Source organism: Acidovorax sp. FG42, assembly GCF_057809195.1.
On sequence record NZ_JBMDJM010000011.1, the window covers coordinates 50213 to 73831 of the forward strand.

A 23619-nucleotide genomic window follows, 5' to 3' on the forward strand; every position below is an offset into this window, starting at 1 on the left:
GAATCACCTGACCTTCTCCGCGTTTGAGCATCCGCCAACACCAACATGGCGGTGCTCTTTCTTCGAGGGGTCGAGTTGTTGCACGAAAGCCCCCGACTCTTGCTGAAGTCAACGCCTGGAATCCATGCGTCAACGCGAATCGTTAGTCGAACCCAATCAGCAGTCTATTCGCCGCCAAGTTGTGTTCTCCAATCCGTCGCATGGCCCGCATAGTGGTATGAGCAGTTCAAGTCTGAACGCCTGAAGCCCAAAGGGCTTGAAAAAGCGTCCTTTCCGTGAGAACCTCCTCTTGAAACACATTGCAACGCGCCACATGTCTGGTCGACAACGAAAACACAGGGAGCACACGTGGAGGAAACGAAGCCCTTTAGGGTCCTGTGCCTGGATGGCGGCGGAATGCGCGGCGCTTACCAGACCGCCTACTTGGCCACCTTTGCCGAGCGCATCACTGAGAAGTTGAAACTGCAAGGCCCTCTTGACGTTGGATCCGCCTTCGACCTCGTCGTTGGCACGAGCACGGGTGGAATCGTGGCCTGCGGGCTTGCAGCTGGCGTGCCATTGACGCAGATGCAAGAGCTCTATGCCAATGCGGGGAAGAAGATCTTCCCGCTGCAATGGGTTCGAGCGCTGCCCATCCTCGGCAAGCTCGTTCGCGCGTTTGGTATCGGCACTATCTGCGGAGACCGGGCCCTGCGTAAGACGCTGAACGACACGCTGGGCGACCGTACCATCGGGTCGGTCTACGACGAACGCAAGATTGCATTGGCCGTGCCGACGCTCGATCTGGCCCGCCATGCGGCGGTCGTTTTCAAGTCTCAACACCTGAAGCGCCTGAATGGACGAGACAACAAGCGCACCCTCGTTGATGTGTGCATGGCCACCAGCGCGGCACCCATCCTGCGCTCAATGGCTCGTCTGCCGGAGCCAGGTGGCTCCGGTGCAACCGCAACTTATGTCGATGGCGGCCTCTGGGCGAATAACCCCGGTCTGATTGGCATGATGGAGGCGACCGAGATACTGAAGGATCGCGGCGAGAGCCGCCCCATCCACCTCTTCATGCTGGGCACTTTGCCTTCCCAGGGGGGCGAGGAGATCCACTGGTGGCGGCATCGCGCCGCCTGGGGCTGGGGCTTCGGCCTCAAGGCCATCTCGGCAAGCTTGAACGCGCAAGCCGTCGGTTATGACTACCTCACCAGCAAGATGGCAGAGATGCGTGGCGATGGCAGTTTCGCCTATCGACTTCCGGCCCAATGCCCGTCCAACGAGTTGCGTGACTACCTGATCAACATGGACGACGCCAGGAAAAAGGTACTCAACGCGCTCGCCCGCCAGGCGATCTCGGACGTCGATTTCGCGTTCGCCTCGACGGCAAAAGAGATGCAGGATTTCCGCTCCACCCTGGCCACTGCCAGATCTCACCCACCTGCCACTAATCAGGAGCAGAACACCAATGGCTGACATCGACTGCAATAGCGAAATGACGAACTTCCATCGGGACAACGTCACCCTGGGACTCAAACAACAACAACAGATGCGGGTGAACCGCAACGCGGGTCGCACACGCTTGGAAAACGGCCTGACCGAGGCCGGGAAGCCTCAGCCCAAGGAGGTGCATTCGCAGGGGTCGTACCAAATGCGCACCATGGTGCAGGACGACAAAAACGACTACGACATCGATGACGGTGCCTATTTCGCGTCCGCCGGCCTCAAAGATGACAACGGGAATGCCCTCACGCCACTGGCAGCCCGCGAACGCGTTTGCGACGCACTCAAGTGGGATGGCCGACTCAAGAAGGAGGCTGAGGTCAAGCGAAACTGCGTGCGTCAGGAGTACGCCGAGGGGCACCACATCGACGTTCCTGTCTATCGCATCGTCACCACGAAGAACGATGACGACGAGGTCGTGGAGCACTACGAACTCGCCAGTGGCGACGACTGGGTGAAGTCCGATGCGCGTGCCGTCACCAGCTGGTTCAACGGCAAGGTGGGTACGCTCAACGAAGGGGAAGCCGACGGTAGCCAAATGCGCCGCGTTACCAAGCTGACCAAGAAGTTCGCCCGACGCCAGAACTGGAAGAAAAAGACAACGAGCGGCATCTGCATCACCAAGCTTGTCGTCGACCATTTCAAAGCGAGCACCAATCGTGATGACAAAGCTCTGCGTGAGACCTGGAAGGCAATTGACTCGACGCTGCAGGTATCCACCGCAATCGAGCACCCTGTGTTGGACTCGACGCTTGCCTCAAGCAGTGATTCGCAAGTCAGCTTCTTCCGCGATTGCCTACAAGATGCGTTGAAAGACCTCGAGGTGCTGGACAATGACGATTGCACACGCACGCAAGCGCGCGAGGCGTGGGACAAGGTGTTCGACACGGACTTCTTCACAGAGCAGCCAGACAACAGCGGCGACGCCGGCGGCGGGAGTAAGGGAGCCGCAATGGCGGTCACATCGGTGGAAACGGCACGGCGCAACGACGGTGGTGGGAGGTTCGGCTGAGGACCGAGGCAGAACGCGCCCTGACCGCAGGTGAGATCGAAGCTGGCCTTGAGCAGCAACGCCCGGGCCAGTGGCAGCGTCTAACGGCGGCCGAACTGGACAAGCTCCAAAAGGGGTTCGAAGCTGGCTGGCGGGTGAACATCCCCGCTGGATCGCTCGAACTGAAATCGGTCGACCACCTGGTGCTTGCCGTCGACGCCGCGTTCCCCAACTCGCAGCCCCGGATCTTCGCGCCAGAGGCGGGCAGCGACTACAGCTGGCCGCACGTCGAACAGGCCGGACTGCTGTGCTTGCGGTCAACCAGAAACTCCGCGCCGATTGCGGACCGCGTGCAGACGCATCTTCGCGATGCGGAGGAACTCCTCAACTTTCCGGAACCCAAGCGCCGCGAAGAGTTCGAGCGAGAGTTCATGGCCTATTGGTCGCTTCGAGTCACGAACGGTGCTGACCGAGCACGGGTATGGAGCCTCGTCACCCCGAATCAGGAGACGCGCGAAGTAGCGTACTTCTTCGATGTCAGATCGAATCGCCACGTGATTGCCGACGACAAGGATGCACTCAAGCGTTGGTTGCGTAACACCGGCGTCAATCCGGGTGACAATCAGATCCACCCAACGTGGCTGTTCCGTCTTTCGCAGCCATGGACACCGCGCGAGTTTCCGGAAACCGGCGACGAAATCACCAAGCTGCTTCCGCAAGACATCGCCAGAAAGTGCCTGGAGCCCGGGCTGCTGTCGCCGTTTCTATTCGAGGTAGGCACCAAGACCGGTACCGCCTTTGCAGCGGTGGTGCTGCGGGGTGCCGAGCGGCGTGATGTGATCAAGGGGTTTCGGCACATGTCGAGGGTGCCTGCCTCACGCATCGTCGGCTCCTACTCCAAGCGGCCGGTCGAGCGCTGCAAGGTCGCGCGGGTCGACGGGGCATGGGTTCACGGTCGCGATCACCCTTCGAGCTATGCGTCGGTTAAAAGCCGCAAGGTGGCCATCGTCGGCTGCGGCGCCATCGGTGCTGCGGTTGCACGCCTTCTCGCCCAGGCAGGAGTGGGCGAACAGATCTTCGTCGATGCCGACAGCTTGTCGACGGCCAACGTTTCTCGGCATCCGCTGGGCATGTTCCACGTCGGACTCAACAAAGCCTCGGCGCTGAAGGAGCACCTGCGACGTGAATTTCCTCATCTGACGTTTGAACACGCCTTTCGCAACCGCGTCGAGTCGCTCGGCTACAAGAGCCTTGACCTTTTGGCCAGCGCCGACTTGATCATCTCGGCCGGCGTCGACTTCGACGGCGAGGCTGCGCTGGACCATTGGCGACGAACCCTCGCGCGTCCCCCGGCTCACCTCAGCACCTGGACTGAGGCCTATGCGGCCGCAGGGCATGCCGTCTTGCTCTACGGCCGGGCGTCGATCCTGGCGGGGTTCGACGGCGAGGAGCGGCCGAACTTCAGGTTGACAGATTGGCCGAGTGAATCCGGAGCACTCATCGTGGAGGCTGGGTGCGGCAACAGCTTCCAACCGCACGGCGTGATCGATTTGCACCCCACGGTAGGGATGGCGGCCGGGTTAGCACTCGATACGCTGCTGGACAAGGTGCCTGCCTCGTGCCGCCGCGTGTGGATGGGCGATCCCACAGTGGTAACGGCCAACGGCGGCATACTACGAGAAACCTTCACCGACCGGCTGACGACGCGCGAGTTTGTCTGGTCATGATCTGTTTGTTTGCAAAGCCAATGCCTAAGCACTCAATCGTCGGGCATCTCGCCGACACCTCGCAATCTATTTCGATTGCACGACTGGCCTTGCAACACGTCAGCCGACACCGCCAGACCACCCCTTGGGCGACCGAGGCTGGAGGCCAGTTGTTCGGCACGCTCAATGCCGCACAGGTCTGCGTGATCGAGGCCTCCGGCCCGTATGCTGGCGACGAGCGCTCCAGATATCGCTACCGTTCCAACCCTGGTGCAGCCCAGCGCGCGATCGAAGACCGACACAAACGGGGGCTACTGTACCTTGGCGAGTGGCACACACATGCCGAAGACTACCCCAGGGCTTCGGGACTCGACGACGATGCCATGCGCTGTCTGATCGCCAGTTCGCAGCTGAACAGCAACTCGCTGCTAATGATGATCGTGGGTCGAGCACAAAGCGCCGCAGGTCTCGCGGTGTGGAGCGTGTCCAGTACGGCTGCTCGCCGTTGGATTCTCAGTGGGTGCCAGAAGAAAACCTGACATGAGCATAGTCGACGCGCTTCTCAACGCCGCGCTTTGCAGATTGCTGGCGGAAGTGCTGTTTAGACTGGGTTGCCCGGGCATAGTCGCGCGACTATCAACCAAGCCAGGAGCGACTGCTCGCGCGCGCTCCAGTCACTCACAGATCAAGCGCGAACGGCCGCAATCAGCCTAGAGTGGCCGAATCAGAGGGCTCAAGGAATGAGTCAAACCGAAAAATCTCCGCGATTCTTGCCTTCCATCCATTTGGGTGCCCGGCCCCTACCGCTCCAGGTTAAGCCCGTCTTGGGATCTCGGTATTTAGCTTCCACTTTTTTGACAGCAGGCCTCCACGGAAAGACCTGTTGCGCAGTGAACCCAAAGTCCGCAATTAACTTGTGGACCTCATCCAGTGCCTGCTTGGCTTCTGCCTTACGCACCATAGCAATCTGTTGATCTAGGGCTTTTTTCTTTTCGAGGAGCTCTTTGTAGGTACTCATGCTTTTTCAGATGTAGAGGGGATCAACTTAGTAAAGATAGCGCTGAGCGATTTGACTTGTCCCCGCTGAAATTAACATTTTTTAGCCTCATAGCCGCCCACAGCGACGGGTACTCCCCGCGCTGTTCCTGCACCGTCCTAACCACACGCTCACGGACCTCGGGCGAGAACTTGTCCGACTTCTTCGCGGCTCAATCCTCTCAGAGTGTTGAGCCTCCTCAAAAACCGGGTCGATTCAGGGCCTCGCTAGTCGCTTCCTTCACCAGCCCTACGAATGGACAGGAGTGCCGCCGAATTGCAGTGGTCCTTTAGATGAAGAAGACCTTTCACATCCTTCAGGCCCGCGAACTTGACCACCCGGCAGGCCGGGTACTTCGCGTCGTTGAGTAGTCGCACCAGAACGGAGTTTCTAATGATTTGAGGCCCGGCTTGGATGGGCGGCGGACAACCTGCCGCTGCACTGGCCTCTTTAAGGAACCCTTGAACCAGGAGGAACAGACTCACAGGACTCACCCCGCCCCTTGGAGTGCAAAACAGCAATTCACCCGATGCCTCGGTAGCAATGAGCGGGCGCACCTTCAACCAGTCCGTTACCAATTCCGCTTCGAAGGCACCGAGAGGGAACCTGCGTGGCCGGAGGGTGCCCGGCCCGCCAATTTGAACAGCGGAGATCCGCCGACCTTTCCCGCTCTCGCCTTCATGCACCAGTGATGACAACTGCATGCCTCTTACTTCGAGCGGTGCAAGACCCAGTGCGAAGAGCAGTTGCAGGATAGCTCGATTGCGCACGGCCACAGCGTCATACTTCGCTGGTGTCAACAGCAGGAGCTCTGCTACTTTCCAGACCGATGGATCCAGAACGCTGCCTTGCTGCTTTTCACTTTTTGGTATGTTCCCTGCCGCCATGGCATCGACTGGATTACTACTGATCCAACCCTTCATCATTGCGAAGTTGTAGATGCGTTCGAGCAGCCGCCAGTAGCGGTACTTAGTAGTTGCGCTTCGTGTCGACTCGGTCCTAACTTTCCGGTTTACTGGTCCGTTGTTGAGGAAGCCTACCAATATTTCGGGCGTCACATCAAACCAACGAATAGCCTGAGACTGCAATCCGTTCCGACCGCTCTGCAAATATGCGCACCACGTGCTCCACATGTGGTCGTAGGTGTTTCTGTCCCTGATCACATACATGTCAGCGTCTGCGCGCGCCGCAAGCCAAGAATCCAGCAGCCCGCGCTCCTCAGGTCGTGACTCCTGATATTGGGGATAAATGGGATAACGCATCGGGTGTTGCACTTCAAATTTGAGCCTGCCAATCTCTAGCGCGGCAGAGAGGGATATATTTGCGCCTCTTAGCGCTGTTCACACAACGTAAAGTGAAATTCGCGCTGCACACAAACGGCAGTCAAGCATGTGAAACCACCGAGGACTACCGCTGCATCTCAAGAAGACCTACGGCTTTGGTAATAGCTCGTCAACCAATGGCCAACCCATTTTCTGGACGGTCTGTCGCATCACCCATTTCGACTGTTCAGCCGTACACCAGCGTTTATTGAGCAGTCCTTGATAGACCGCTCTCAGAGTAGCAGCGCGGTCCCCTCCAAATACCTCCAACTTCCGCTCGCAATAAGCAGCCATCTGAGGTACCAAGTCGTCGCACAAATCAAAGGCTCGCGCTACTTCTGACGGGGAAGTTCCGGGAGCGTAGAACATTCCATTCTCTTGTATCAAGCTCAATTTCGGCTGTGCACCGCCAATTGCTGTAAGCACTGGCGCAATAGGGAAGTCGCCGGGAACGCCAGGGTAGTTTTCACGGTCAATCGCCATTTTTTACTCCAGTTCAATAAACTTCAAAGAAAGATGAGCCGACAAAACAGCACTGCGTGAGTGCAATTTCGAATAATTCAAGAGAGAACTCAGTCACGCAACCCTCCGATCTAACTATAGTAAGCGAGCTCATCTCGCACTAGCATTGGCCATTGCCCCCGCGAAGCGACGGTCTCCGGCCTATAGATTAGGCCCGATGGAATACCACCAAACTCCCGCAAGACCCAATCAAGAAATAGCGCGTGGTAAATGTATTTGAGAACGACATTTTCATCATATTGATTTATTGAAACACCATATCGTATATATGATCGAGCGGTAAAATGCATTTCCCCAAGCATTTCACCCAATGACTCGTCACCAACAAACTCATCGTATCTCTTCATCAAAACATGGCCGCGAGAAAAGAGCTGACGAGCATCGGTCCAACGCTCAAGCAATCTCCGCACGTCATAATCCACCACATCACCATGATACGCCGCACGAAGTAGCGCCACATATTTTTTATAACTCGGCGTAACCACAACGTTTATCGCTCGACCTGCGGCAGAGCCGCAATATGCACACCTATCAATGTATCTTTCGGCCGCCGAGTAGCCATCTCCAATCTGGGGATACATTCTTGAACATCGCGCACATGCATCCTCCAGCGCACACCCGTGATCAGCACACAGATAAACTGGTGGTAGCTGATGCCAGATTCTTATAAATGCGAACCCGTATTTTTCAAGATCGCTTTTCACACACAAAGGACATCGACGAAATGCGCTAGGCCTCCTGTTATGTTTTAGGCGTTTGGTTATGTTGTACCAACGTCTCAATGAACCCCACTCCGCAGGCATCGTGACAAAAGATTCATGCGCGTGCGCCGTGATTGAGTTCCGATAAGCCGCCATATCCATCGCGATGGCGCAATTGGTATGCTTTCGTAGAAAATCGTATTCATTCAAGTACTGTATTGCACCCCAGTTTTCTAAAGCCTCAAAACATCCTCGCTTCGCGCGCCCTACATAGCCACCTTTTAGGATCTCTAGCGCCGCGTTCAAAGAAGCACTATCTGCCCCTTCAGGAAATATTGGTATCATTTTTTCTCAGCCAAGACTTGGCAATATTTTTAATACTTGAATATTCCCGAATCCATTTGGCAATGGTCTTATCATGGACGTTTAGAATCATTGCTACTTCAGTGACGTTTGAAGAGCGCTTAAATGCATCGACGACGGCCAACGGAATCAGCTCGCTTTCTTTCCAAAGTTTTTCCTGAGCGTCGTTCGTTTTTGCGAGGCTATCGAAAAATGCTTCTGGAGTGACCCAGCCGCGCTCACAAAGATAGCCAACTAACATAGCCCATCTTGCCGGGTTCCGCTCGGATCTGCGACCTCTCAATACATCGCCTATCCATGGTCCAACTCCTAGAGAATTTCCACCGCTTCTTCCGATACACGCAGCGATTGCTGACTGCGACCAATCCAAATGAATCTTCGTGAAATCGAGACGTTTGGCATCAAGAGCACGATGCGCTTCACACAGTATCTTGGTTGCACTAGCGCGCATTTGGGCAACATCGAGCGTCCTCGCCCTAAAAATCATCTCGGCAGTTAGACTCACAAGGCGTCCGCCCTCCAATTCTTTAGCGTTATTAAATAGTAGGGTGTTGGTGTTGGCGCAATCAGGTACTGCCCAGAGCTGCTGTTTTTCCCGCTTCTGCCTTAGAGGTTCCACATGCTGCAGACAGATTGATGCGCCTGGCAGCTGGTGTGGCATCCGCCAGAGCCCAGTCCCATGAATGTTGGTGTGCTCGACCAAGCAACTCGCGCAGTACCGCAAGCCCAGCTGCACGCGCTTTGCACCTAGCAGCGCCGAAGGTGGACTCACCCCTTCGGTCACCCGTCGAGCATGCTCCGCACTAGCCAGAACAAGAAAGGATCCAAAGATGGTCCTTTCGTACAGCACAGTTTTTGCATCTCCTAGTCGTTCTCCCGTCATCAAACAAAATCTTGATAAAGAGCCTCCGAACTGCCAAGTTTTAGGTGCGCTCGCAATTCCAAACAATTTGCGACCGGTGGTCTTCGTGCTCGGGCTAAATGCAAGGTGCCAACGGGCGCACCACGAATAGAGCGTTTCGTCTTCCACCCAAGACGGGATGTATGCGAGCATCTCGCCTCAGCCCTCCAACCGTTTCCCTGCCAAACTGCGTCGCAACTTCTCTCGTGCCCAAACTTGCGAAAGGAATTCAATTGGAGCGTCCGAAGCCTCCTCATAGAGCGCTTCCAAATTCTTGTCTCGGTACGCCGCTATCAAGCTATGCATTGGTTCCATCGCATTGGAGAAATATGCCTCATCCATAATATCTCGCGTGACATGTTGATACCCATGTCTCATTGCCAGCACCAAGCATTCACGCCGATAACGGCTCAGCAACCCAGGAATGCCACCCGTTCTTTCGTGCAACAGCGCCGGCAATCCTTCGATCTGCTCATCTGGCTCTCCCAAACTGAGCCAACTCCATACTTCTCGAACCAGCCCCTCGCACCAGTCTTCATCTTTCTCGTCATATGCGGGATAGAAATCGTGGCGACCAGCATCTGTAAACCTGCGCCTGTCTTGACTAAAACGCATAATTTTTGAGAATGCATTTGGATTTCCGACCAAAAACAACGGAATTCCTCTGTTCATTATCGCAAGAAAAACGTTTGCAAATTCTGAGGATAGAACTTCGCCTGCGAGATTTCTTTCTTGCGTCTCCTCAATTACGAGAACACCGCAGCTGTGAGCTATCAACTTCTGAATTACATAAAGCAATTGCTGATCGAGGGTGAACATGCGGGGCATTTCACGCAGATAGTTGGTTCCGAGCACTGCATCTAGTTCGTAGAGGATGCTTGCATATAAACCCTTCCTTGAATTATCGGCCGGCATATAGGCTTTGAGATACACCACTTGCTGGCAGAAAAGCCATCCTGCTTCCTCATTAACAGTGTGATCATAGACTTGTGTGAATTGACGTAACACCGCATTTAGCGAATGACTTTTTCCCGAGCCGGTGGGCCCTTGCACTATTCCGCCTGCAGCCTCCCGGCCTGGTAGGTTATCTAAATCCGCTATCGGACTGCCTTGAATGATCCGACCTAGCAGAATTAGCTCTTTGACGTTTGCCATCTTCCGTGGATCACGTTTTCGATAAGAGTTGATCATTGCGCTATGCAATGCCAATGCCATGGATACCATTCGCCCAGTTGGCGCTACCAACTGGTCTATCAGATGGAGGCTACTCTCTGTCAACCCAGCTTTCTCTAAGTTCGGCATGTACCTCAGGCGATCCGCCCACTCGTTGAAACTCATTTCCTCTGGGAGAGCGGCCAAGAGAATATTCCCTGCATCATCCCACGGCAACGGCTCTTGATTCACAAACTCTCCTGCATTCCGCATATCAGCCTCCCGCATAAATATTTGGTTTTTCAATTTTCTCTTTGTCGGCGATAAGCACTCATAAGGCTTTTTAGCGGCGTTGGCTTCATCTCGATCAAATCTACTCGCGTCGTTTCCGCTTCGACGTAAGTTGCGGAAGGTGCAACTCTCTCAAGTAGGGGTGCAGAATCGATAACCTTTTCACTTTCTTCACGCTCATTGTGTTGCCGAAAGTCTGCTGGGAGACCAAGCTTCCTGGCTCGCTCCAGTTCGAGCTCGTCTCTTCTGTTCTTCCGCTTTTCTTGTCCGCGCACATTGCCCTTCGCTGTGACGCCAGCGGCCTTTGCCGCTTGCTGCTTCTGCTTCCTTGCCTCTTGATTCACCTTTTCGTTTGAATGCAATGCGAATGCTCTCGCACTCTCAAATATATCTGCTTGAATTCCGGCCACTCTCTGATCTTCATCCGTCATTTCCAAGTAATCGCACAGTGAGAGCGTTTCAATAAGTGGGTCCGGATCCTTCAGGTGAAGTATTTGCAGACTGTTTTCACCTTTTATCTTCACGGACAAGCGCACTTCCTTAAGATTGTTTGGATCGATGAGTACGTCCATATCTTCGGACATTCGGCGCTGATTTCCTGTGCGCCTGGAGGCCAGCCACTCGCTTCGATAGATAAGCCCCGGAATGATTCTTGGCTGTTTGGAGCGCGGATCAAGCAAGTAAACTCCATTCTTCCTAAGCTTGGCTTTCATGCGAGGCAAGCACTGAGCCTGCAAGGATGATGTATCTATCGGCTGGCTCACCACATAACCCTTTTGAACGTACCACTCATATATCGCTCGACGAGTTGGCTTAACCCCATCCCGTCGCATCTCTACAGTTAATAGCTCCGGCACCGGTTCGTGGTTATTGTGATGCAGTATTGCTTCGAGAATTGGCTTCATGTTTTGGCGCATCGTTCTGCAAGCATCGGCTTCTGGCCGAGCCTCTCCCCGCGCTCTTCTACGACCTCGGGTTGTGCCGGCATTCTCGTGGTCTGCAGCAGTATGCAGCGTGAGGTGCGATCCTTCTACCGGTTGCTTCAACTCAGGTGTATACGCTCGTGTAATCTCAATAGAAATTTCTGCAGAATTGAGCGATTTAATGCCCATATCGCTTTTGACTTCTCCGCCATCTGCTCTTACAGTTTTACAGTGACAACGTTTCCAATCATCTTCCTCAATATCAATTCCGAATTGCTTGCAGAACTCCACTTTTGAGGAACCAGCGCTGAGGATCGCAAGCAGCGACGTCATCGTGCTTGGCGGCTCATGCCCCACATAAACGCCTAAAATATAAGTGGTAAGAACCTCAACCACCACCGTGCGCCACGTTGAGGGAAGAATTTTTAATATATTCACCTCAGAAACTGGGCTCTGGTCTTCACACGTGCTATCAATTGCGCCAACCTGCCCAAGTGCAACGATGCGATGAAGTACTGAGCCCATACGGCCATTTTTGATAGCTCGCTGGACCGATTCACCTAGATCGGGGCCCGATTCACAAAGCCCTGCTTTTCTAGCGACCCGTTTGAATTGAGCGAATGATGGGCGTTGCGATGCCGGCAAGAGCGATTTCTCTGATAAGGCGTAGTACTCGGCGCAAGTCTTACGAAAAGCCGATTTCTCACTGGTGCCGGCGGTCTTATACTTTTTATAGCCTTTCTCCAATTTGGACACATCTGAGTCAGTCAAAAGGTACCCCCCGCCTTTACCAGGCTGGTGCTTTTTTGGTCGTCCCGTTGGCCGCTTAGTTCGCTTACTCGTTCCCTTGCCCCCTATTCGCCAGAAGTTCGGAAGCAGCGCATTCTGATGACCGCAACCGAGGAAGTACCTTCGCATTATTTGCCGTAAAGTCTGTATAGAACTTCCCGACTCTAAGGCCCGTTCAGCGATCAACAAGTTGAGCAATCCGAGTTCGAAAAAGTCGTGGTAATTGCGCCCGTTAAGTATTGGCGCAATCAGTGCGGCATCCGCATCCCTTTTCGCCATCCAGAGGTGTCTTTTTCCCCGATCATCTGCACCACGCGGGAAATTTTCCCCCATCTCTTCATCTGTTTTGATCCACTCCTCAGGTACATCAAATTCGACAAGTGAGAATTGAAAATTCTCGAGCCTACTTTTAAGCTGTGCAACTTCCAGTCTTCGGATAGAGGGTATCTTTGCATTACTTCCCTTCGGGAACGGGCAATAGGCCACCGTCTCTCGGTTTGTGTATATATAGATTATTCTCCCGATATCTATATAGCCAACCTCTAAATGCTGTCGGATTACCCTCCCCACCCAATCCTGCATAGATCAGATTCCGAGAAATTTCTGACCAAGGGCTGCTTTTATCCCTTGATCTCGTCGTAAGGGCTGAGACATAACCACGGGCCTAGAAAAATCCAGCGGAATTTCGCCAAGCCATGCAGCCATTTTGAAAACGGCCTCCGAGAGTTCTTTCTGAATTCCTGTTTTACGAGCCGCTTCGGACTTGGCCACATCTATTGAAGCGTCGGCGTGGTCCATGAAAGTTGCGCTGTAGTCGCAGATACGCGACTGGATTTCAGCATTTTTCATCTGGTACCGGTATGGCCGCATCCAAGCCAGGTTTGCAATGAGTTGATCGCTATAGCCCTCACCATCAAAGACGATGTGCTGTGCGTTTACTGCTTCGCTGTAGAGTGACTCAAGTTTTATTCGCTCCCGCATCCGGGTTCGATTTCGTGCGCTCTCAAGTAGTTTTCTAGGTTTACAACTAATGTTCACTAAACGCTCGCCCGCGTGATTACGGACAGTGACAGAAAAATCTATCGTGGCGACGAAGGGCAGCTTGGTTCCTATATAGAAGCCATGTTTGATCCCAGCTTCGTGTGCAATAGCCAGTAGTCCGGGCACTCGGGGGGCCTGAATCGAAAGCAGCGATGGGCGCGAGAGCGGATGGACGTGTTCGCCGGGCCATGCAGGATGTTGCTCCCGCACCTCGCCACTTTTCCCAAGCAGCCAAAGCACTATCTGTGCTGCGTCAAACTCCAGCCCGCTGAGCAATTGAAGCGATCGGTTGTCATATAGCGGTGTGTTCATTGAGTGCAGATTGGAGAGCCGAGCGCTCGTCCGTCGCCGCACACGGATCCATGATCTGTATCCGTCGTCCCGCCCTTGGCCGAGTCCAATAGCCATCATGTCGAGCAACCGCTGCGCCGTCATTGCGCTTGTCATCGTGCCCCCTGCTCCACGGAACTTGGACCCAATTCTTCCCTTCGGCCACGATCACTGATGACCTTAAGCATCTGATTCAATGAAGCCTGAAGTTCATTGAATGGATCAACAATGGGCGCTATAGGAGGCCCGTAGGTTTGATGAGCTGCGAGAGCCATGGGCTCATGCACTTCCTCCATAGACACTGATTCAATCGACGATTGATTCGATTCATTCATGCTTTGCCCCTCTCCGTCCTGAGTACCTGTAGATTGACCATGCAATGGACACCTGCATCGCTTCGGCCGCCAACCGGTGTCGTGAGCCGGTGGCGGCTTGCCGAGCGAACGTTCGGTCTAAAATTGCTATGGCGTCCATTCATGAAGTTGTGCAGTCAGCGTGTCTTTGTGAAGCGTTTCTGCTGCTGTTTCACCGCTAGAAATTGCTTGTCCAATCACAATTCGCTAGAATGATTCGGCGGTTTCCATCACTTCCAAGTACAAGTCGCATGGGCAAAGCTCCGCCCGCCGGCCAGATTCAGACAAGCTACTAGCAAGAGTCAGCGCAGTTACATCGTTAGAAATGTGGCTTTTGGCAGAATATTTTTCCGATTTTTCCAGAATTTGAAGACCGGCGTATTAGATACGCTGGCCGGCCGTTCTGTCAACTCGCTCGCCAGGGCCTGCACATGGACGATGACTATTTGTACAAGGTGATGGGCGAACGGATAAGAACCCTCCGCAAAGCGGGGACTCGTAACCGCCCTCGCATGACCCAAGCAGAACTCGCCGAGCTCGCTGGGTTGGAGCGATCAGCACTTACCTATATCGAAAAAGGGCAGCAGAAGCTGCCCGTGCACAGCCTGCTACGCATAGCGGAGGTGTTTTCAGTGAGCCCTTGGGACTTGGTCCCTCTCCGGCCCCCCGTAGGTGTGAACCCCGGGGTTGGGACGGTGGTTGAGACTTTACGCAGGGACGGCCGACCTCTAGTTGCTGCCGCCTACATCGATTGCGTAGCCGGAGAAGAAACTGGTGCTACAAACAAGTCTTGAGAGTCTGGTTCAACAAATTCTCGATAGCTGCAGTCTCGTCTCGCCGCCTATTGACCTTGATGCAGTTGCACACCACCTGGAAGTCAACATTAAGTCTGTAGAACTCGAGGATGACGTTAGTGGGTTTCTTGTCGCGGGCCAAGGCAGAACAGCAGCCCGCGTCAACGCTCGTCATCAAGCCACCCACCAGCGTTGGGCAAAGGCGCAACTCCTAGGTTACCGTGCTCTGTTTTCCCACGCCCCGACCGAGCATCGATTCATTCTGGATACGAATCTCGCGCTTCTGCGAAGAACAGACGCTTTAGAGACGGGTTCTTGGAAAGCTGCAGAGTACTCGGCCACCCCAGTTGAGAGGTCTGACGCACGACAGCTGGCCTTGGCACTTTTGATGCCCTCCAAGCTCTTGATGGCAGAAACAGTCCGCCATGACCCTACCAGTGAGTTCGCGCTTGCCGAATTGGCACGAAAGTTCGATGTGAGTTGTGTTGCCCTCATGCTGAGGCTCTTGCAACTCGGCATTGTGCAACCCGCTGCCTGAGTTTTGACCGGGAGGAGGGCCGTCGTCTGCTTTCTGTATCTCTGGTCTCCTCCTCCCAAGTAGCTGTTACCCCCTAAGACAGTTTCGGAAACCCTCACTCATCGATTGCTGTCCATCGGCAGCATGATCCAGCTTTGTTAGCCAATGATCCAGCTTTGTATTGCCGTGATCCAGCTCTGTTATTCAATCGTCCATCTTTGATTCGGATACCTACAAGTGGGCAAGTGGGCAAGTGGGCAAGATTCTCCGTCACCCGCTTCCGACAAAACCGCTCTATGCTTGCTGCAAAGAAGATCCTCAACGGTGCCGACTGCAGCAGCGTCGACTTTCCAATCACTTGGTCACAATCCAGCCGCATCGTAAGTACAAATGCTTGGCGATTCATGGGGTTTTAAAACAATGTATTTCGACAGGCCCGACGCACCAACCCTGCTTTTCAAACATTGTTTTGACTTTTAAAACTTTGTTTTCCGTTCCCTCCTCCATCCCATGCTCCGCTACCTCACCGTCCCCGTCACTCCTTTCCAGCAGAACGCTTCCATCGTCTGGTGCGACGCCACCCGGCAGGCCGCCGTGATCGACCCGGGGGGCGACCTGGACACCTTGCTGGCCGCAGTGGAAGAACACGGGCTGACGCTGTCGCAGATCTGGCTCACCCACGCGCACATCGACCACGCGGGCGGCACGGGCGAGCTGGCCCAGCGCCTGTCGCTTCCCATCGTCGGCCCCCACCCGGGCGACCAGTTCTGGATCGACGGGCTGCCGCAGCAAAGCGCGATGTTCGGCTTTCCGCCCGCGCAGCACTTCACCCCCACACGCTGGCTGCAAGACGGCGACACGGTGCAGATCGGCAACGAGACCTTGAACGTGCGCCACTGCCCCGGCCACACGCCCGGCCACGTGGTGTTCCACGCGCCGCAGATCGACCGCGCGTTTGTGGGCGACGTGCTGTTTGCGGGCAGCATCGGCCGCACGGACTTCCCCCAGGGCAACCACCAGCAGCTCATCGACAGCATCACGCAGCGGCTGTGGCCCATGGGCAACCAGACGGTGTTCATTCCCGGCCACGGACCGGAGAGCACCTTCGGGCGCGAACGGCAAAGCAATCCCTACGTGGGCGGGACCTGAGCGCCAATCGCCAATGCTCCTGTATTCATAGCATTTCAGGCATATTGCACTAGCGCATCCGGCTGATTGGGCTTGAAATGGGTTGCAGGAGGCCGTCGCAGGCCTCTGGGGCGTGCTCCGCGCCGCTGGGGGCGCAGCGGCGATCAGGCCCCGGGATACCGGCCAGTTCGCCGCACCTCCGACACTGCCGGGGGCTACGATGGTGTGGTTTGCCACCCCTGCGGGCCGCCCGTGCCCCTGTGCCATGACCCCATCCAACGCATCGCGTCCCCCGCTTGAACCCCAGCGTGGCTCCAGCCTCGCGGGCAAGGCTTACTGGGCGATGGTGCAGCGGGTGGCGCTGACAGCAGCCACCATCGACGCGGGCTACATCCTGCTGTTTCTCTGGCTGGGCTCGATGCCGCTGGCGGCCATCAATGTGCTGAGCATCTCCATGTATCTGGGCGCCTACCGGCTCATCCAGAAGCGCTACAACACCGCCGCGCTGGCCCTGATCTGGCTGGAGGTGATCGGGCACTCGGCCTTCGGCTCGCTGCTCATCGGCTGGGAAAGCGGCTTTCACTACTACCTGCTGATGTTCATCCCCGCCATCGTGATCGCCAACACGCGCGGCTATGCCACGCCCATGGTGCTGGCCCTGCTGGCCTACTACCTCGGCCTGCACATGCTGAGCGACGCCGTGGGGCCGCTAGACCCGCTGCCCGCGCAGAGCGTAAAGATCGTGAACTGGGTGCACATCTGCGTGGTGTTTGCCATGTCGGCAGCGCTGTCGGCGTTCTACCGCCGCACCATCCTCATCGCCGAGGCGCGCCTGCGCAAGCAGGCCACGCGCGACCCGCTGACCGGCTTGGCCAACCGCAGCCATTTTGACGCCCAGGCCACCGAGGCACTGGAGCGCAGCCAGCGCAGCGGCGTGCCCGTGACGCTGCTGCTGTGCGACGTGGACCACTTCAAGCGCGTGAACGACCAGTACGGCCACGCCGTGGGCGACCAGGTGCTCGTGGCCATGGGCCAGGTGCTGGCCGACAACCTGCGCGAAGGCGATGTGCTGGCGCGTTGGGGCGGCGAAGAATTTCTGGCGCTGATGCCCGCCAGCCCGCTGGACGCCGCCCGCGCCACGGCCGAACGCATCCGCGCCGCCGTGGCTCAGGCGCCGCTGTCCGTGGGGCCTGCGCCCATTGCGCTGACGTTGTCGTTTGGTGTGGCCCAGGTGCACGGGCCGGACGATCTGCAGGCAGCCATTGCTCGTGCGGACCAGGCGCTGTATGCCGCCAAACACGCAGGGCGCAACCGGGTACAGCTGGCGGGGGAAGACGCCAGCAGCACCCTGGCGGCTCAGTCTTAGAGGCTGAGGGCCTGCGGAATCTCGCAGGTCAACCGTTGCGGCGCGCGGCCTCGTACAGGCCTTGCACCTTGGGCACGTTCTGCTCCAGCTCGCGAATGCGCGCGGGGCCCGAAGGGTGGGTGGACAAAAACGCCAGCCCGCCTTGCTTGCTGCCACTGGCGTTGCCCATCTTCTGCCACAGGCTCACGGCGGCGGATGGCTGGTAGCCCGCGCGCGCAGCCAGCTCCAGCCCCACTAAGTCGGCCTCGCTTTCGTCCGAGCGGCTGAACTGCAGCGTGAGCAACTGCCCGCCCAAGCCCGCTGCCGCCTGCCCCAGGTCGCCCAGCCCCAGCAGCTGCGAGCCCAGGCGCAGCGCCAGGTTGGTGCCCTGCGTCTTGGCGATGCGCTCGCGCGCATGTTCACGCAGCGCATGGGCCATCTCGTGGCCCATGACCATCGCAGTCTCGTCGTCGGTGAGCTTGAGCTGGTCGAGGATGCCGGTGTAGAACGCAATCTTGCCGCCGGGCATGCAAAACGCGTTGATCTGCGAGCTGCCGATCAGGTTGACCTCCCAGCGCCACTGGCGGGCGCGGTCGTTCCAGGGCGTGGCGTGCGGGATCAGCCGCTTGGCGATGGCGTGCAGGCGCTGCAGCTGGGGGTGGTTGTCGGGCGCCAGCGCGCGCTTGGCGCGGGCCTGCTCCAACATCTGGCGGTACTGCTGCGCGGCAGACTGCTCCAGCGTCTCGGCGGGCACGAGCTTGCGCAGGCTGGATGCCGAACCCACGTCCACCTGCGCCAGCACCGGCGTGGCCGCAGCGGCGCCCGCTGCCAGCAGGAACGCGCGGCGTGCGGACCATGGGGACGACGGCGCGACGGAAGGAGCGGGGCAGAAAAGACACATACAAGGCAATCCCAGAAGGAATAATGAGCAGCGCTGGCACACAACACACCAGAGCCTGCCGCGCAGATGGAGGCTGACAGGATGGCTACAAGGGTGCGTCGGCGATGATAGACAAAACCCCCGCTCGCCCATGTCAGACACCTCCACATCTTCCACCCCCAGCCTCGCTCCCGCCACCGCCGCGGACAAGCCCCCGCGCACCCCCTGGCTGCAAACCCTGCGCGTGTACCTGGAGCCCGCCAGCCTGCGCATGCTGACGCTGGGTTTTTCGGCCGGGCTGCCGCTGCTGCTGGTGCTGGGCACGCTGAGCTTTCGCCTGCGCGAGGCGGGCATCGACCGCAGCACCATCGGCTACTTGAGCTGGGTGGGCCTGGCCTACGGCTTCAAGTGGGTGTGGGCGCCGCTGGTGGACCGCATGCCCATCCCGGGGCTCACACGGCTGCTGGGGCGGCGGCGCAGCTGGCTGCTGCTGGCGCAGCTGGTGGTGGTGACGGGCCTGGTGGGCATGGCCCTGGCCGACCCGCGCCTGACCCTGGGGCCCATCGTGTGGTGCGCGCTGGCCGTGGCATTTGGGTCGGCCACGCAAGACATTGCGCTCGACGCCTTCCGCATCGAATCCGCCGATGCCAACCACCAGGCTGCGCTGGCGGCGTCGTATCAGACGGGTTACCGGCTGGCGATGATCTGGGCCGGAGCTGGCGTGCTGTGGATTGCCGCGCGCTCCGAGGTCGCGCCCGCTTTTGGCCAAGCCATCGCACAAGGTGCCGCCGCGTACCAGAACGGCGCCTGGCAGGCCGCGTACCTGGCCATGGCCGCGTCGATGGTGGTGGGCGTGGTCACCGTGCTGTTCTCGCGCGAGCCCGCGCCCGTGGCGCTGCCTCCCGCCAAGAACGCTGCCGAGTGGATCCAGGGCGCGCTGGTGGCCCCGTTTGCCGACTTTCTGCGCCGCTATGGCTGGCATGCGGCGCTGATTCTGGCGCTGATTGCCGTGTACCGCATCAGCGATGTGGTGATGGGCATCATGGCCAATCCGTTCTACGTGGACATGGGCTACACCAAGGACGAAGTGGCCGCCGTGACCAAGATTTACGGTGTGATCATGACGCTGGCGGGCGCCTTTGTGGGCGGCGTGTTGTCCATGCGGTTTGGCGTGATGCGCATCCTGATGCTGGGCGCCATCCTCAGCGCGGCCAGCAACCTGCTGTTCGCCTGGCTGGCCGGCCACGGGCACGACGTGACGGCGTTGATCGCCGTGGTCTCGGCCGACAACCTGGCCAGCGGCATCGCCTCGGCCGCGTTCATCGCCTACCTGTCGAGCCTGACCAACGTGAGCTACTCGGCCACGCAGTACGCGCTGTTCAGCTCGATGATGTTGCTGCTGCCGAAGTTTGTGGCGGGCTTCTCGGGCGACTATGTGGATGCGTTTGGCTACGCCCAGTTCTTCACCTCCACGGCGCTGCTGGGGCTGCCGGTGCTGGTGCTGGTGTGGCTGGCATCGCGCATCCAGAAGGTCGGTGGCGCCTGATTCATATGCCCAGACAGCTACCAAATCAATAGCAAGTCCTGAAGCCTCTCGCCACCCGGTTTACCGGAACTTTACGGGGGCTTCAACACGGGGAGACGGCTCTACCGGACCATGAAGACCGTTTCAAAGCCTCGCCACTACACTGCCGCCATGAGCTCCCAACTGCTGATGATCGAAGACGACGCCCGCCTTGCGCAGATGGTGGGCGAGTACCTGGGCCAGTCGGGCCTGCAGGTCACGCACCGCGCCGATGGCAAAAGTGGCCTGGCGCAGCTGCAGGGCCCCGATGCCGGGCCGCTGCCCGATTTGGTGATCCTGGACCTGATGCTGCCCGACATGGATGGGCTGGAGGTGTGCCGCCGCATCCGCTCGCTGCAGGGCAACGCGGCGCAGGTGCCGGTGCTCATGCTCACCGCCAAGGGCGACCCCATGGACCGCATTATCGGGCTGGAGCTGGGCGCTGACGACTACCTGCCCAAGCCCTTTGAGCCCCGCGAGCTGCTGGCCCGTATCCGCGCCATCCTGCGCCGGCGCACGGACGGCGGCGGTGCGGCCGCTGCCACCCAGGTGCTGCGCTTTGGCACGCTGGAGATCGACCGCGACGCGCGCACTGTGACCGTGGCGGGGCAGTCGGCGGACCTCACCTCGTACCAGTTCGACCTGCTGGTGGCATTGGCCGAGCGCGCGGGCCGGGTGCTCACCCGCGACCAGATCATGGAAGCCGTACGCGGCCGCGAGCTGGAGGCGTTTGACCGCTCCATCGACGTGCACATGGGCCGTATTCGCGCGGCCATCGAGCAGGACGCCAAGAACCCGCGCCGCATCCTCACGGTGCGCGGCGTGGGCTATGTGTTTGCCAAACAGCAGGATTGATCGCTGACGCAGGCACCCGCTGCCTGCGCTGCCGCCCCACGCATGTCCCTGTCCAACCCCTTCTCCCGCCGCCTTTATCTGCGCATCTGGCTCGCCGTGGTCGGCGGCATGGCGGTGCTAACGCTCACCGTGGGCTGGGCCTGGCGCATCGCGGAGGAGCAAAAGGCCCAGAACAACCAGCCGTTTGTGCCGCCCTCGCGCGAGATGGCGGTGCGCGACCCGTCGGGCAACCTGGTGCTGCGCGGTATGGCCACGCGCCAGCCGTCCGAGCCGGGCGAGGTGGTGGAATTCCACATCGAGGCAGAAAACGGCCAGATCTTCACCCTGCAGATGGCACCGCGCCAGCCCCGCATGGGCCGCAACGGCGGCCGACCCGGTGGCCCCGGCCAGGACGAGGCCGCTTTCTGGACCCGGCCGCCCTTCGGCTTCTTGTGGCTGCTGGGCATCGTGGGCCTGGCAGTGGCGGTGGGGGTGTACCCCATCATCCGCCGCCTCACGCAGCGGCTGGAGGCCTTGCAGCGCAGCGTGAAGAAGTTTGGCGAGGGCGACCTGTCGGTGCGCGTGCCCGAGCAAGGCCAGGACGAGGTCGCCGACCTTGCACGCCAGTTCAATGCGGCGGCCGAGCGTGTGGAAACCCTGGTCAAGTCGCACAAGTCGCTGCTGGCCAATGCCTCGCACGAGCTGCGCTCGCCCCTGACCCGCATCCGCATGGGGCTGGAGCTGATGGGTGGCCAGCAGCCTTCGCCCGCGTTCCGCGAAGAGATCCTGCGCAACATCGCCGAGCTGGACCAGCTGGTGGACGAAATCCTGCTGGCCAGCCGGCTCGACGCGCGCGAGGCCGACGTGGGCACGGTGGAACTGGTGGACCTGATTGGCCTGGCTGCCGAGGAATGTGCGCGCGTGGACGCCGACCTGGACGTGAGCGCCAGCCCTGATTCGCTGGAAGTTCGCGGCGTGGCCAAGCTGCTGCGCCGGGCCATCCGCAATCTGCTGGAGAACGCACGCCGCTACAGCACGGGCGAGATCACCGTGGTGGTACACCGCCGCCAGGGCCGCGCCGAGGTGCATGTGTGTGACCACGGCCCGGGCGTGCCGCCCAGCCAGCGCGAGCGCATCTTCGAGCCCTTCTACCGCCTGCCGGGCGCCAGCGAGCGCGCGGGCGGCGTGGGCCTGGGACTGGCGCTGGTGCGGTCGATTGCCGGGCGCCACAACGGCACCGTGCACTGCCAGGACCGGGCTGACGGCGATAGCGGCGCGTGTTTTGTGCTGGCGCTGCCGCTGGCACCGTCCACGCACTGAGCGGCGCGGAAATCTGCGCAGGAATCAGCGCGCTACCGAGCGGTGCGCCAGGGGCCAGCGCCAGGCCATGGCGGCAAACAGCACTGCCCCCACCCCTAGCGCTGCGGCCGCCACGGCCAGCCCGTAGACAAAACCCTGCCCCTGCGTGGCAGCGTGGTGCAGCATCCACGCCACCATGGGCGGGCCTACGATCTGGCCGATGCCGTAGGCGGCCGTGAGCAGCCCCGGAAAGCTGTCGCCCGCCGCAGGCCACACCCGCCGCGCCTCTTGCAGCGCATAGAAGGTGATGGCAGTGAAAGGCAAGCCCAGCAGCAGGCTGCCCAGCGCAAACCCCGCAGGCCCCGGCCACACCAGACTGAGCGCAATGGCCCCGGCCTGCACCACGTAGGCCGCCATCAGCAGCCAGCGCCGGTCCCACGCGGCTGGGGTGCGGGTGGACAACGCTGCGCCCAGCGCCACCCCGGCACCAAACAGCGGCCAGAACAGGTCGGGCCAGGGCGACCCGGCAGGCAGCGCCGCGCGCGCAATCACCGGCAAAAAGGTGGCGGTGACGATGTACCCCAGCCCCGCAAGCCCATAGGCGAGTGTGAGCCCTGCGCGCGCCCAGAATCCGTGGCCGGGGGTGGCGCCGTCCACCACCGGGCCGGAGGTCGCAGCCGACGCGGGCATGGCCACACCTCGCAGCACGGGCCAGATGGCGGCGCACAGCCCCACACTCAGCAGCCCGAACACCGCCCAGCCCGCTGCGGCAGGCCACTGCAGCGCCACCATGGCGCTGGCCGACAGCCCGGTGAGCACGATGCCCAGCCCAGGGCCACAAAAGATCAGCCCACCGAGCGCAGCCTGGCCCAGCGCCACCAGCCGCAGCATGCACCACACCGAAACATTCAAAAACACCAGCGCACTCGCCACGCCTGCCGCAAACCTTAGCGCGGGCCAGGCGCCCGGCAGTGGCAGCGCCATGCCCAGCGTGAGCAGCACCGTGGCCGCGAGCCCCCAGCGCGCCAGCCGCGCCGCATGCCACCGCTGCCGTGCACGCGGCGCCACCCAGGGCAGCGCCATGCAGGCCAGCGCCCCAATCAAGTACCCAAGGTAATTGGCCGTAGCCAGCCAGCTGCCGCCCGCCAGCGTGACCACGCCGTCGTGCAGCATCATCGGTAGCAGCGGGGTAAAGGCAAACCGGCCCACACCCATCGCCACCGCCAACGCGGCCATGCCCGCCAGCGCTACGGACAGGGGGCGGTCTTGGGGGGCGATGCGCGGTTTCATGCAGGCGGTTTCCAGTCTATGATTCTGTTTTGAGATTTATTTTCTATTAATCATCTCATAAC

General features: G+C 59.0%; 21 protein-coding genes and 1 pseudogene. 11 read left to right on the forward strand and 11 right to left on the reverse strand.

The features are described 5' to 3' along the window. The first annotated feature begins 348 nt into the window (after positions 1–348). The 4 genes from ACODSM_RS13085 to ACODSM_RS13100 all read left to right on the forward strand — a co-directional run bounded on the left by ACODSM_RS13085 (position 349) and on the right by ACODSM_RS13100 (position 4721). Positions 349–1458, forward strand: coding sequence for a CBASS cGAMP-activated phospholipase (locus tag ACODSM_RS13085; protein WP_488805553.1), 1110 nt, complete (start codon positions 349–351; stop codon positions 1456–1458). Next, positions 1451–2497, forward strand: a complete 1047-nt coding sequence (locus tag ACODSM_RS13090) for a cyclic GMP-AMP synthase DncV-like nucleotidyltransferase (protein WP_488805554.1) — start codon at positions 1451–1453, stop codon at positions 2495–2497. Before ACODSM_RS13085 ends, ACODSM_RS13090 begins: the two co-directional genes overlap by 8 nt. A 134-nt stretch (positions 2498–2631) precedes the next feature. After that, positions 2632–4203: a ThiF family adenylyltransferase gene (locus ACODSM_RS13095; protein WP_488805555.1), complete on the forward strand. Its 1572-nt coding sequence runs from the start codon at positions 2632–2634 to the stop codon at positions 4201–4203. Beyond that, a complete protein-coding gene (locus ACODSM_RS13100; protein ID WP_488805556.1) occupies positions 4200–4721 on the forward strand; it encodes a Mov34/MPN/PAD-1 family protein in 522 nt (173 codons plus the stop codon). Before ACODSM_RS13095 ends, ACODSM_RS13100 begins: the two co-directional genes overlap by 4 nt. Before the next feature lie 206 nt (positions 4722–4927). Here ACODSM_RS13100 and ACODSM_RS13105 read toward each other — a convergent pair whose 3' ends face one another. The 9 genes and pseudogenes from ACODSM_RS13105 to ACODSM_RS13145 form a co-directional block, all read right to left on the reverse strand. Continuing rightward, a complete protein-coding gene (locus tag ACODSM_RS13105; RefSeq protein ID WP_488805557.1) occupies positions 4928–5200 on the reverse strand; it encodes an H-NS histone family protein in 273 nt (90 codons plus the stop codon). Between the two features lie 245 nt (positions 5201–5445). Next, positions 5446–6480 carry a tyrosine-type recombinase/integrase gene (locus ACODSM_RS13110; protein ID WP_488805558.1) on the reverse strand — a complete coding sequence of 345 codons (1035 nt, stop codon included), beginning with the start codon at positions 6478–6480 and terminating at the stop codon, positions 5446–5448. Between the two features lie 168 nt (positions 6481–6648). Then, positions 6649–7023, reverse strand: coding sequence for a hypothetical protein (locus tag ACODSM_RS13115; RefSeq protein ID WP_488805559.1), 375 nt, complete (start codon positions 7021–7023; stop codon positions 6649–6651). A gap of 110 nt (positions 7024–7133) precedes the next feature. After that, on the reverse strand, positions 7134–7643 hold the full coding sequence (locus ACODSM_RS13120; protein ID WP_488805621.1) for a hypothetical protein: 510 nt from the start codon (positions 7641–7643) through the stop codon (positions 7134–7136). Between the two features lie 39 nt (positions 7644–7682). Further along, positions 7683–8108, reverse strand: a pseudogene (locus tag ACODSM_RS13125) (TniQ family protein); the annotation flags it as partial. Then, entirely contained in the window at positions 8089–9180 is a 1092-nt protein-coding gene (locus ACODSM_RS13130) for a TniQ family protein (RefSeq protein ID WP_488805560.1), read from the reverse strand. The gene ACODSM_RS13130 and the pseudogene ACODSM_RS13125, both read right to left, overlap by 20 nt. Positions 9181–9186: 6 nt before the next feature. Then, positions 9187–10485, reverse strand: coding sequence for an ATP-binding protein (locus tag ACODSM_RS13135; protein WP_488805561.1), 1299 nt, complete (start codon positions 10483–10485; stop codon positions 9187–9189). After that, positions 10482–12764, reverse strand: a complete 2283-nt coding sequence (locus ACODSM_RS13140; protein WP_488805562.1) for a hypothetical protein — start codon at positions 12762–12764, stop codon at positions 10482–10484. The genes ACODSM_RS13135 and ACODSM_RS13140 overlap by 4 nt, the downstream gene beginning before the upstream one ends. 3 nt (positions 12765–12767) lie before the next feature. After that, positions 12768–13535 carry a PDDEXK family nuclease gene (locus ACODSM_RS13145; RefSeq protein ID WP_488805563.1) on the reverse strand — a complete coding sequence of 256 codons (768 nt, stop codon included), beginning with the start codon at positions 13533–13535 and terminating at the stop codon, positions 12768–12770. 829 nt (positions 13536–14364) lie between these two features. On the opposite strand from ACODSM_RS13145, the gene ACODSM_RS13150 reads away from it, so the two are divergent. From ACODSM_RS13150 to ACODSM_RS13165, 4 genes are all read left to right on the forward strand, one after another. Then, on the forward strand, positions 14365–14700 hold the full coding sequence (locus ACODSM_RS13150) for a helix-turn-helix domain-containing protein (protein WP_488805619.1): 336 nt from the start codon (positions 14365–14367) through the stop codon (positions 14698–14700). Further along, complete coding sequence (locus tag ACODSM_RS13155) at positions 14681–15238, forward strand: ImmA/IrrE family metallo-endopeptidase (protein ID WP_488805564.1); 558 nt, start codon at positions 14681–14683, stop codon at positions 15236–15238. Before ACODSM_RS13150 ends, ACODSM_RS13155 begins: the two co-directional genes overlap by 20 nt. Positions 15239–15727: 489 nt before the next feature. After that, on the forward strand, positions 15728–16366 hold the full coding sequence (locus tag ACODSM_RS13160) for an MBL fold metallo-hydrolase (protein WP_110960447.1): 639 nt from the start codon (positions 15728–15730) through the stop codon (positions 16364–16366). A gap of 244 nt (positions 16367–16610) precedes the next feature. After that, positions 16611–17711: a GGDEF domain-containing protein gene (locus ACODSM_RS13165; RefSeq protein WP_488805565.1), complete on the forward strand. Its 1101-nt coding sequence runs from the start codon at positions 16611–16613 to the stop codon at positions 17709–17711. Positions 17712–17739: 28 nt separating this feature from the next. Here ACODSM_RS13165 and ACODSM_RS13170 read toward each other — a convergent pair whose 3' ends face one another. Continuing rightward, positions 17740–18591, reverse strand: a complete 852-nt coding sequence (locus ACODSM_RS13170; RefSeq protein WP_488805566.1) for a M48 family metallopeptidase — start codon at positions 18589–18591, stop codon at positions 17740–17742. Positions 18592–18721: 130 nt separating this feature from the next. On the opposite strand from ACODSM_RS13170, the gene ACODSM_RS13175 reads away from it, so the two are divergent. The 3 genes from ACODSM_RS13175 (at position 18722) to ACODSM_RS13185 (ending at position 22288) form a co-directional block, all read left to right on the forward strand. Further along, on the forward strand, positions 18722–20116 hold the full coding sequence (locus tag ACODSM_RS13175; RefSeq protein ID WP_488805567.1) for an AmpG family muropeptide MFS transporter: 1395 nt from the start codon (positions 18722–18724) through the stop codon (positions 20114–20116). Positions 20117–20266: 150 nt separating this feature from the next. After that, on the forward strand, positions 20267–20989 hold the full coding sequence (locus ACODSM_RS13180) for a response regulator (protein ID WP_110960450.1): 723 nt from the start codon (positions 20267–20269) through the stop codon (positions 20987–20989). 42 nt (positions 20990–21031) lie between these two features. Beyond that, positions 21032–22288, forward strand: coding sequence for a HAMP domain-containing sensor histidine kinase (locus ACODSM_RS13185; protein WP_015012130.1), 1257 nt, complete (start codon positions 21032–21034; stop codon positions 22286–22288). A 24-nt stretch (positions 22289–22312) separates the two neighbouring features. Here the strand turns inward: ACODSM_RS13185 and ACODSM_RS13190 are convergent, their stop codons facing one another. After that, positions 22313–23557, reverse strand: a complete 1245-nt coding sequence (locus tag ACODSM_RS13190; protein WP_488805568.1) for a YbfB/YjiJ family MFS transporter — start codon at positions 23555–23557, stop codon at positions 22313–22315. Between the last annotated feature and the right edge of the window lie 62 nt (positions 23558–23619).

Bases quoted from the DNA above. Each gene is read 5' to 3' on its own strand.
- ACODSM_RS13090 (WP_488805554.1), top strand. From the start codon at position 1,451: ATGGCTGACATCGACTGCAATAGCGAAATGACGAACTTCCATCGGGAC.
- ACODSM_RS13100 (WP_488805556.1), top strand. From the start codon at position 4,200: ATGATCTGTTTGTTTGCAAAGCCAATGCCTAAGCACTCAATCGTCGGG.
- ACODSM_RS13105 (WP_488805557.1), bottom strand. From the start codon at position 5,200: ATGAGTACCTACAAAGAGCTCCTCGAAAAGAAAAAAGCCCTAGATCAA.
- ACODSM_RS13110 (WP_488805558.1), bottom strand. From the start codon at position 6,480: ATGCGTTATCCCATTTATCCCCAATATCAGGAGTCACGACCTGAGGAG.
- ACODSM_RS13115 (WP_488805559.1), bottom strand. From the start codon at position 7,023: ATGGCGATTGACCGTGAAAACTACCCTGGCGTTCCCGGCGACTTCCCT.
- ACODSM_RS13120 (WP_488805621.1), bottom strand. From the start codon at position 7,643: ATGTATCCCCAGATTGGAGATGGCTACTCGGCGGCCGAAAGATACATT.
- ACODSM_RS13130 (WP_488805560.1), bottom strand. From the start codon at position 9,180: ATGCTCGCATACATCCCGTCTTGGGTGGAAGACGAAACGCTCTATTCG.
- ACODSM_RS13140 (WP_488805562.1), bottom strand. From the start codon at position 12,764: ATGCAGGATTGGGTGGGGAGGGTAATCCGACAGCATTTAGAGGTTGGC.
- ACODSM_RS13145 (WP_488805563.1), bottom strand. From the start codon at position 13,535: ATGAACACACCGCTATATGACAACCGATCGCTTCAATTGCTCAGCGGG.
- ACODSM_RS13150 (WP_488805619.1), top strand. From the start codon at position 14,365: ATGGGCGAACGGATAAGAACCCTCCGCAAAGCGGGGACTCGTAACCGC.
- ACODSM_RS13160 (WP_110960447.1), top strand. From the start codon at position 15,728: ATGCTCCGCTACCTCACCGTCCCCGTCACTCCTTTCCAGCAGAACGCT.
- ACODSM_RS13165 (WP_488805565.1), top strand. From the start codon at position 16,611: ATGACCCCATCCAACGCATCGCGTCCCCCGCTTGAACCCCAGCGTGGC.
- ACODSM_RS13170 (WP_488805566.1), bottom strand. From the start codon at position 18,591: ATGTGTCTTTTCTGCCCCGCTCCTTCCGTCGCGCCGTCGTCCCCATGG.
- ACODSM_RS13175 (WP_488805567.1), top strand. From the start codon at position 18,722: ATGTCAGACACCTCCACATCTTCCACCCCCAGCCTCGCTCCCGCCACC.
- ACODSM_RS13180 (WP_110960450.1), top strand. From the start codon at position 20,267: ATGAGCTCCCAACTGCTGATGATCGAAGACGACGCCCGCCTTGCGCAG.
- ACODSM_RS13185 (WP_015012130.1), top strand. From the start codon at position 21,032: ATGTCCCTGTCCAACCCCTTCTCCCGCCGCCTTTATCTGCGCATCTGG.
- ACODSM_RS13190 (WP_488805568.1), bottom strand. From the start codon at position 23,557: ATGAAACCGCGCATCGCCCCCCAAGACCGCCCCCTGTCCGTAGCGCTG.